The sequence below is a fragment of the Desulfuribacillus alkaliarsenatis genome (assembly GCF_001730225.1).
In the GTDB taxonomy this organism is placed as follows: Bacteria; Bacillota; Bacilli; order Desulfuribacillales; family Desulfuribacillaceae; genus Desulfuribacillus; species Desulfuribacillus alkaliarsenatis.
Genome location: NZ_MIJE01000034.1, coordinates 160,794 through 168,871, shown reverse-complemented (window position 1 = coordinate 168,871; position 8,078 = coordinate 160,794). Strand labels below are relative to the sequence as shown.

Genomic DNA, 8,078 nt, shown 5'->3' with positions numbered 1-8,078 from the left:
TTCCTTAAAGACAGAGCTTTACAATCCGAAGACCTTCTTCGCTCACGCGGCGTTGCTCCGTCAGGCTTTCGCCCATTGCGGAAGATTCCCTACTGCTGCCTCCCGTAGGAGTCTGGACCGTGTCTCAGTTCCAGTGTGGCCGATCACCCTCTCAGGTCGGCTACGCATCGTTGCCTTGGTGAGCCGTTACCTCACCAACTAGCTAATGCGACGCGGGCCCATCTGTAAGTGATGCCGTAGCATCTTTTATATAAAGTGTATGCACACTCTACAGTTATCCGGTATTAGCTTCGGTTTCCCGAAGTTATCCCAGTCTTACAGGCAGGTTGCCCACGTGTTACTCACCCGTCCGCCGCTAACTTTGATAAGAGCAAGCTCTCATCTCTGTCCGCTCGACTTGCATGTATTAGGCACGCCGCCAGCGTTCGTCCTGAGCCAGGATCAAACTCTCCAATAAATGTTTGTTTATATCCTTAACGTTACCTTGGCTAGAAGATAACGATTTTAAGCTCAAAAGTCACTGACTTTTTTTGTTGGATTCTTGCGAATCCGAATTGACGTTGTTTTGATTGCATTATACAGTTTTCAAGGAACTTTGTTGTCGTTTTTGGCGACTTTTATATCATATCACAGGTTGTTCGTCTGTGTCAATAACTTTTTTTAAAAAGTTTTGAGCAACTGCTTTATGAGATTTAAAATGCCGCTCGTTCGGAGCGACATTTAATAATATACCACATGTGTTAACAAGATTGCAAGCTTTTATTCATGGTAATATATTACACTAAACAGACACTATTAATCATTCTCTTCCGCCTTCTCTTTTACCAGTGTTTGCGACACTTGGTCTAGTATAATCATGGTGTTTGTATGACGCGAGAATATCACGGGTATGCGATTATCAGAAGCATAGTCTTTAATAGCCCACATACATGCGTGGGATATATGCTGAGTTAGAACGACAAGCACATCACTTTTATTCATTACAGAAATACCTTCAACGGTCTGAGCTGAATTAGCGTTTAATACTGTGCATTTATATGGCTCAATTTGCTCAGTCTGTATTTGTACATCTCCAAATATCCCGACTGTTTTATCGTCAAGTACAGTCGCATCCAAACCTTTAACTTCTTTCAAACCCGAATAATGGCTTGAATGATGGCAACTAGTGCTATCTTTTTGTAGCTTTCTCTCACTCGCAGTTGTAACTTGACCATCTTCTTTTTTATCCTGCACCTCATCACGTAATGTTTGCAACTCGTAGCGCAGGGATTCGATAATACCTTTAAGACCTTTAATTTTTTTTGTTTGTGTGATTAAGTTTGGCTGTTCTTCTTTTAATTGAAGCTCTTTATTAAGCTGGCTATTCTTTGACTCAATAGTTTCTAACTTACTTTCAAGTAATAATATAGTTTCTCTTTGACGTTCTATAGTCTGTTGCATCTTCTCAATTTTCTGATTTGCTTTTTTTAAATCATTTTGAACTATATTCATTACTTCGTGTCTTTTTTGGGTGGTTTTCTTCTTAGGAATTAATTTATATAGTGCCTCTTCCCTCAAGTAGGAAAAGTGTTTTGTCAAAGGGAATTGCATTACCATATATAGTAGTAATGTTTTGCCAATCATCTTCTGATACTTGCCAACATTCCAACGTAAATAATAAATACCTTGAATGAGCTCCCACTCGACAAAGTATTTAACTATCAAATAAAAAATCATTTGCTTGCCTTGGTCATCATGCTTTTCAGCAATTTGACGAATCTGTTTTTTCACCCAATTTAGATAAGTTTTCTTATCCTTTTTATTTACCTTTACTGGTGCTTTCAAGGATTTTAAGTGAATTCCATATGAGGTATTCATTACAGCATCTAGTACATCTAGTATCTCTTCCCCGTCCATTTCTTGAATAATTTCATCAAAATGTATTGAGAAGTACGAATAACAATGCTTGTAAAATTCCTCTTGCTTCCTAGCCAATAGACGTGTTTGCTGGGCCAGTTGCTTTTGGATGACAATTTGTTCTTCATATGATCTCGTTATCGGATAACTAAGTAACTCATCACTTATAACTGGTACTTTGATAGTACCTATCTTATAGAGCTGCTCCTCACTAAATAACATCTCGTCAATTAACGGATTTATTTTTCCATGCCCATCAGCTTTAAGGCGTATGTGGGTTGGATACTGTTTTTTGTCGCAGCAATCGAAGCTTGGTAGTATATATAAGTCTTTGTAAAAGAGCACCCACGGCATTGTCGATTTCGGTAACTTCTCAGGTGCCTTTTGCAGTTTTGCTTCTTTAACATTTCCACACGCTGAGCAGTTCAAGTATGCAGAGGGCGTTACTTCATAAAACTCAAGTATGTCTTTAACTATTTCATTCATAAGTTTGCCCCTTATTGTGTTATTTGTTTGCCCTTATCCTTGCGTGCTTGTTTTTATTTTACAAAAATATTTAACTCATCTCTTTTTTCTATTACTTTACCAATGATTTTGGCATCAATGTTTTGTTTGCGTAGTTCTTCTATTGCTCTCTCAGCATCTTCTGAATTCAAGCTAGCGAATAATCCGCCCGATGTAATTGCGTCACATAAGGTGTATTGCATATCCATTGTAATGTGTTCATCATACTTAACACATTCACCAAGCCACTGATGATTTGCTTTTGTTCCACCTGGTACTATACCTTCCCGTGCGAAGATCAATGTATTATCTAGTACTGGGACTTCTTTAGCAGTAATCTCTATGGCTACATCGCTTGCTTTAGCCATCTCATAGGCATGTCCTAGTAGACCAAATCCAGTAATATCCGTGCACGCAGATATTTCATACTGCTGCAGAACCTCACTAGCTATCTTATTTAAAGTTGCCATTGCCTCCGTTACCCGTTGCACGTCTTCGTCAGATGTACGATTTCGCTTAATAGCAGTCGTAATGATACCTACGCCAATTGGCTTCGTAAGGATTACGACATCGCCTACTTTAGCGCCCTTATTAGCCCAGTACTTTTGTGGATGACAAATACCCGTAACAGATAGTCCATACTTAGGCTCGGCATCATCGATAGAATGACCGCCTACAATAACAGCTCCAGCTTCTCTAACCTTATCTGCACCGCCACGGAGAATATCCGCTAAGACATGGGCACCTATTTTCTTAACTTGAAAGCCTACGATATTCATTGCTGTTATTGGTTTTCCGCCCATAGCATAAACATCACTAAGTGCATTGGCTGCAGCAATTTGTCCAAACATATAAGGATCATCGACTACTGGAGTGAAATAATCAAGGGTTTGTATTAAGGCAAGCTCGTCCGTTAGTCGATAAACTCCAGCATCATCAGAGTAATCTATACCTACTAACAAATTCGGATCTTCAAGATTTGGCGGTAAATGACACAATACTTGCGCCAGTTCGGCAGGGCCGATTTTACAGCCTCAGCCTGCTTTTGTCGATAATGAAGTTAGTTTTACTGTTTCTGTAGTCATCCTTACACCTCTCTGGTAGTTGTTTTTTCGATAATTTCTTTTATGCTGATAACAACCTCACTAAACTCTTCGTCAGCAATTGTTCTTACATCAAGTAGAATTTGTTCCTTCGATACCCTTGGCATTATTGGATAGCTCGCCTCACGCATTAGTTCAACCGCCCTTGCAATTGTCGTATCAGCAAAGGATAAAGCCACTACATAAGTAGGCATTTGCTCTAAAGGTAAGGCTCCACCACCGATTTGCGAAAAACCTGGCTGGACTTCAACTTCAATGCTATTACTAACTGCTTTTATCTGTTCTGCTAAAAGATTGGCTTTTTCCAACATACTATCTTCCGTTCCCATAATCATACGTAGGGTTGGAATCTTAGTGTATTCCTCTTTAACATAATGTAGCAATGTCGCCTGTAACGCCGCTACTGTAAACTTGTCCACTCGCAAGGCTCGATTTAGTTGGTTCTTTTTAATACGGTCAATGTATTTTTTTCTTCCTACTATAATACCAGCCTGTGGTCCACCCAGAAGTTTATCTCCACTAAAAGAGACTACGTCCACCCCTGCTTTAACGACTTCTTGTACTGTCGGTTCATCGCCCACACCAATACTCTTAAGATCATAGAGCATGCCACTGCCTAAGTCTTCGTATACAGGTATGTCAGTTTTTCTACCTAGCGAAACTAATTCCTCGGATTCAACACTCTTCGTAAACCCGACAATGCGATAATTACTTGTGTGTACCTTCATTAGCAATTTAGTATGCTCTGTTACATGGTCCTCATAATCATAAAGGTGCGTCTTATTGGTAGTTCCCACTTCTACTAGCTGTGCTTTACTCTCCTTCATTACTTCCGACACCCTAAATGAGCCACCAATTTCAACTAGTTCACCACGGGAAACAATAACTTCGCCACCGCTCCCTAGCTCTCTCAGGACAAGCAGCACGGCAGACGCATTGTTGTTTACAACTAGTGCTGCTTCAGCACCCGTAAGCTCACATATAAGCTCTTCTACATGGGAGTAGCGCGAACCACGCTTACCAGTGTCTAAATTCAATTCTAAATTATTATAAGAACGGGCAACTTGAGCAACCATATTGACAGCATCTTCAGATAACAATGCTCGTCCAAGATTAGTGTGTAATACTACACCAGTTGCATTTATGACGCGTTTTAAGTTAGGCTCAAGCTCATTATCTAGGTTTGCTTTTAACTTATTCAAAACAGCCTCTTGTTCAAATTCTTCAGGCAACAGCTCGGCGATTCGATCTCGCATCTCGTCTATCAGCTTTGCTGCTGCCTGGGATATCTTAGATAAAGGGTATTCTTTTTGCCACTCTTTAATAGTAGGGTGTTGTAATAGCTTACCTACCGCAGGCAGCATTCTATATTTTTCATTCATAGTCTCATTGCGCCTCCATAACCATCATTTGTCCTGTCTCTATTGTCTACTAAATGGTGTATAATTTCAACTATTATCCATTGTTGGTTTTGTAAGCGAAACTCATACTGCGAATGAACTTTGTAAGTGCTAAAAAGTGTTGGCTTTCTTTTCACATATAACATTAACCCAACTTCATTATTTAAATTCTTAATGCTCTGTAGTTCTATTGATTCAATATTATTAGCAGGCGCTATCGTAATTGGCCTATCCGTTGGTATCACTTGATAAAAACCTTCGTCATTTTTAATGTAGTAATGCTCTATAATTTGCTCGGATATCGCTTTTGAATAGTATCTTGTTAATCTTGATTCCAATTGTTTACGATCCTGTTGTGTTCTATCTTTAAAGACTCGAAAAAGGTACTCATCAGCTTTATGAACACATAGTGCTAATTGTTCAAGCTGGAACTCTTCCTGCTTCTGTTCTTTATAAATATTAGTCAATCGCAAACCATCAACACGGGCAATCTTCGTTTTAGTTATAAGTTCGACAAGTTCAACATTTATCATAGTCCTTCCAGATTTTATTACAGGTAAAGGGTGCTGTTTGCTGCTAAATTGCATGCCATTTACTTTCACAGAGTGTGCTGCTCCTGATTTATGATTAAAAATTATATATAATTCCTGCCCGTTTACATGCGCTATGACCTCTTTCGTGTGCGGCTTCCACTCGATTTCGCCACCTAACCCCTCTACTACAAACCGTATTGGTAATAAAAGATCAGATGAACTGTCTATCGGAGCAACATCAGGGTTTAAATTAGTTCCTTCTAAAAATAACCCCCATTCATTTCTATGATCTTGGTATTCACTAGCATAAATATTTCCTGTCAATATCAATATAAGGGCAATAATAGCAAAGCTATACCGAACTATGTTCTTCATTAATTATCACCTCCCCTCTATAAAACTAAATAGCTTTTGCTACATTCATATACAGTTAATATATTTTTATGACGGATTTGTGATTTTTACATTAATTACAGCTTGTTTCACTAGCACAAAATATGATATATTAATTAGACATGTGGGGGCGGATAGGGTACTGGTGTCCCTCCCGGTCTTCAAAACCGTGCGTGAGGCTTTAGGGTCTCAGGTGGGTTCGATTCCCACACGCTCCCGCCAAACCTTGATATATCAAGGTTTTTTTTTTATGCTCTATTTTACAATGTTAAACTTAGAAACACAGATTTATATTCTTGCAACTTATTATTAGGTGTTATATAAAATCATTTATTGATATCGGGTAATATTTGCCCCCATTAATTGACTTTTAAATCAATTTGGTATACATTAATAGTGTGTTAGCAACTACCAGATAGTTGCATGATGTCTTGTTGAATTTGACTGTAAAAATATTAATTTATAGGGAGCAGCAAATGACAAAAATAGAAAAGCTTTTGCAAAGGCTTTACAGTTTGCCAAAGGATTTCACCTATAGCGAGCTTAAAAAGATAATGAAATCATTAGGATTTATTGAGCATACTAAGGGCAAGACATCAGGTTCAAGGGTTGCTTTTCACAATCAACAGCATAATCTGATAATTAGGTTACACAAACCACATCCAGGTAATATTTTAAAAAGATATCAGTTAGTAGAGGTTATTAAAATAATAAAAAAGTTAGGTGATAACGATGAATAATCTACTATCTTACAAAGGATATCATGCTAGGGTTGAGTATAGTGATGCAGATGAAGTATTTTTTGGTCTAATTTTAGGAATTGAAGATAGTATTAGCTTCGAGGCTGATACTGTCATTAAATTAAAAAAAGCATTTCAAGAAGCAGTTGATGATTATCTAGAAATGTGTGAAGAACTAGGCAAAACTCCAGATAAAGCATATAAGGGTAGTTTCAACGTAAGAATATCACCGGAGGCACATCGGAAAGCTGATTTATTAGCTAAGTCAAAAGGAATATCATTAAATCAGTTTGTAGAAAAAGCCATTAAAGATAGTATGGCCAATTAGTAAGAAAAGTGACAGAATATATGGGGGCAATACGGGAGCAACTTCAAAACCGTGCGTGAGGCTTTAGGGTCTCAGGTGAGTTCGATTCTCACACGCTCCCGCCAAACCAGTAATAAAAAGAAAAGGCCATGCTGCTCTGAATAACTTTCAGTGTAGTATGGCTCTTATTATATAGATATTTTCATTTTAGTTAATTTTCAGGCAATTTTCACCGTTAGATGTATTTTTCTTTAAGTGCTCTATGTGAAGCTTCTAAATACTTCTCCATATCATCATATTCAAATAGAGCTTTGATGCGCTGTTCATTAACAAATGTTTGAGATTTTGCATAGATTTGAATTCCTGTTTGAAACACTTCTTTTTTTAGCAACGGTGCTGCATCGTTAAGTACTACTAAATCTACCTCTAGTTTAGTCAACTCAGTTAGCTCCATTTTCATTTTTAAATAATCTTCCAAATCTACTAACGGCTTATCTAACATAATTGCAACATCTAAGTCGCTGTCCTCACATTGCTTATTGATCGCATAAGAGCCAAATATAAAAGCGAATTGGACGGCGTCATATTCAGCTATTTTCTTTTTTATTAAATCGCATACCATATGACCACCTACTTCCTGTTCTCAAATTCTTAATTGCTATTTCTTGCGTTTACTTGCAGTTCTGCGTTGTTATTATATGATATCCTCTAGTACAAAACTGACAAATTCCTTTATATCTTTAACCTTTTCATTCATGGCTGTATATACTATTTTTTTGTCTAAACTTGTATATTGGTGTGCTATTATGTTGCGAAATCCAACCATGTTCTTGTAAGTAAAAAGTTGTCTCTCAGTGATGTATTTTTTTGCAAATAGTATTTCAAATCCATCAGACAGTTTTTCTGGCTTACCTAAATCCCCATCAGTTACAACATGTTGCGCAATATCTATCATAAGATTGATAGCTTGGAATAAGTTATACTCCACGACATCTTGTACAATATCATCCTGAGCAAACTGCTGATAAGTATAATTAGAATATTTATTAATTTTCTTAATGCATTCATCAATATAAGCTATTTTCCTTTTAACTAACTCGCTATTTACCACTTTTGTCACCCTCTTTGTTCAATTATAGCATACCTTTACCAATATTCTACATTTAACCAAGAACTTCTTTATTACATTCTTTATATACTAA

General features: G+C 37.5%; 8 protein-coding genes, 1 tRNA gene and 1 rRNA gene. 3 read left to right on the top strand and 7 right to left on the bottom strand.

Going from position 1 to position 8,078, the window contains the following annotated elements; genetic code table 11:
- From BHF68_RS13655 to BHF68_RS13635, 5 genes are all read right to left on the bottom strand, one after another.
- A 16S ribosomal RNA gene (locus BHF68_RS13655) occupies positions 1-457 on the bottom strand; the annotation flags it as partial.
- A 338-nt stretch (positions 458-795) separates the two neighbouring features.
- Complete coding sequence (locus tag BHF68_RS13650) at positions 796-2,382, bottom strand: hypothetical protein (RefSeq protein ID WP_069644225.1); 1,587 nt, start codon at positions 2,380-2,382, stop codon at positions 796-798.
- Positions 2,383-2,435: 53 nt separating this feature from the next.
- Positions 2,436-3,485, bottom strand: a complete 1,050-nt coding sequence (gene selD / locus BHF68_RS13645; protein ID WP_084019474.1) for a selenide, water dikinase SelD — start codon at positions 3,483-3,485, stop codon at positions 2,436-2,438.
- A 2-nt stretch (positions 3,486-3,487) separates the two neighbouring features.
- A complete protein-coding gene (selA, locus tag BHF68_RS13640; RefSeq protein ID WP_069644223.1) occupies positions 3,488-4,885 on the bottom strand; it encodes an L-seryl-tRNA(Sec) selenium transferase in 1,398 nt (465 codons plus the stop codon).
- Positions 4,882-5,811 carry a stalk domain-containing protein gene (locus tag BHF68_RS13635; RefSeq protein ID WP_069644222.1) on the bottom strand — a complete coding sequence of 310 codons (930 nt, stop codon included), beginning with the start codon at positions 5,809-5,811 and terminating at the stop codon, positions 4,882-4,884. Before BHF68_RS13635 ends, selA begins: the two co-directional genes overlap by 4 nt.
- Before the next feature lie 144 nt (positions 5,812-5,955).
- On the opposite strand from BHF68_RS13635, the gene BHF68_RS13630 reads away from it, so the two are divergent.
- The 3 genes from BHF68_RS13630 to BHF68_RS13620 all read left to right on the top strand — a co-directional run bounded on the left by BHF68_RS13630 (position 5,956) and on the right by BHF68_RS13620 (position 6,897).
- Positions 5,956-6,051: transfer RNA gene (locus BHF68_RS13630), tRNA-Sec, on the top strand.
- 254 nt (positions 6,052-6,305) lie between these two features.
- Entirely contained in the window at positions 6,306-6,569 is a 264-nt protein-coding gene (locus BHF68_RS13625; protein ID WP_069644221.1) for a type II toxin-antitoxin system HicA family toxin, read from the top strand.
- Positions 6,562-6,897 carry a type II toxin-antitoxin system HicB family antitoxin gene (locus tag BHF68_RS13620; protein ID WP_069644220.1) on the top strand — a complete coding sequence of 112 codons (336 nt, stop codon included), beginning with the start codon at positions 6,562-6,564 and terminating at the stop codon, positions 6,895-6,897. Before BHF68_RS13625 ends, BHF68_RS13620 begins: the two co-directional genes overlap by 8 nt.
- A gap of 214 nt (positions 6,898-7,111) precedes the next feature.
- Here BHF68_RS13620 and mntA read toward each other — a convergent pair whose 3' ends face one another.
- Both mntA and hepT read right to left on the bottom strand, forming a co-directional pair.
- Positions 7,112-7,498, bottom strand: a complete 387-nt coding sequence (gene mntA, locus BHF68_RS13615) for a type VII toxin-antitoxin system MntA family adenylyltransferase antitoxin (RefSeq protein ID WP_069644219.1) — start codon at positions 7,496-7,498, stop codon at positions 7,112-7,114.
- Between the two features lie 72 nt (positions 7,499-7,570).
- The gene (gene hepT, locus BHF68_RS13610; protein ID WP_069644218.1) at positions 7,571-7,987 is read right to left on the bottom strand and encodes a type VII toxin-antitoxin system HepT family RNase toxin; all 417 of its coding nucleotides are present in this window, start codon (positions 7,985-7,987) and stop codon (positions 7,571-7,573) included.
- Positions 7,988-8,078: the final 91 nt, after the last annotated feature.

What these genes read in the sequence shown, in the direction of transcription:
- BHF68_RS13650 (WP_069644225.1), bottom strand. Translation starts at nt 2,382, where the DNA reads ATGAATGAAATAGTTAAAGACATACTTGAGTTTTATGAAGTAACGCCC.
- selA (WP_069644223.1), bottom strand. Translation starts at nt 4,885, where the DNA reads ATGAATGAAAAATATAGAATGCTGCCTGCGGTAGGTAAGCTATTACAA.
- BHF68_RS13635 (WP_069644222.1), bottom strand. Translation starts at nt 5,811, where the DNA reads ATGAAGAACATAGTTCGGTATAGCTTTGCTATTATTGCCCTTATATTG.
- BHF68_RS13625 (WP_069644221.1), top strand. Translation starts at nt 6,306, where the DNA reads ATGACAAAAATAGAAAAGCTTTTGCAAAGGCTTTACAGTTTGCCAAAG.
- BHF68_RS13620 (WP_069644220.1), top strand. Translation starts at nt 6,562, where the DNA reads ATGAATAATCTACTATCTTACAAAGGATATCATGCTAGGGTTGAGTAT.
- mntA (WP_069644219.1), bottom strand. Translation starts at nt 7,498, where the DNA reads ATGGTATGCGATTTAATAAAAAAGAAAATAGCTGAATATGACGCCGTC.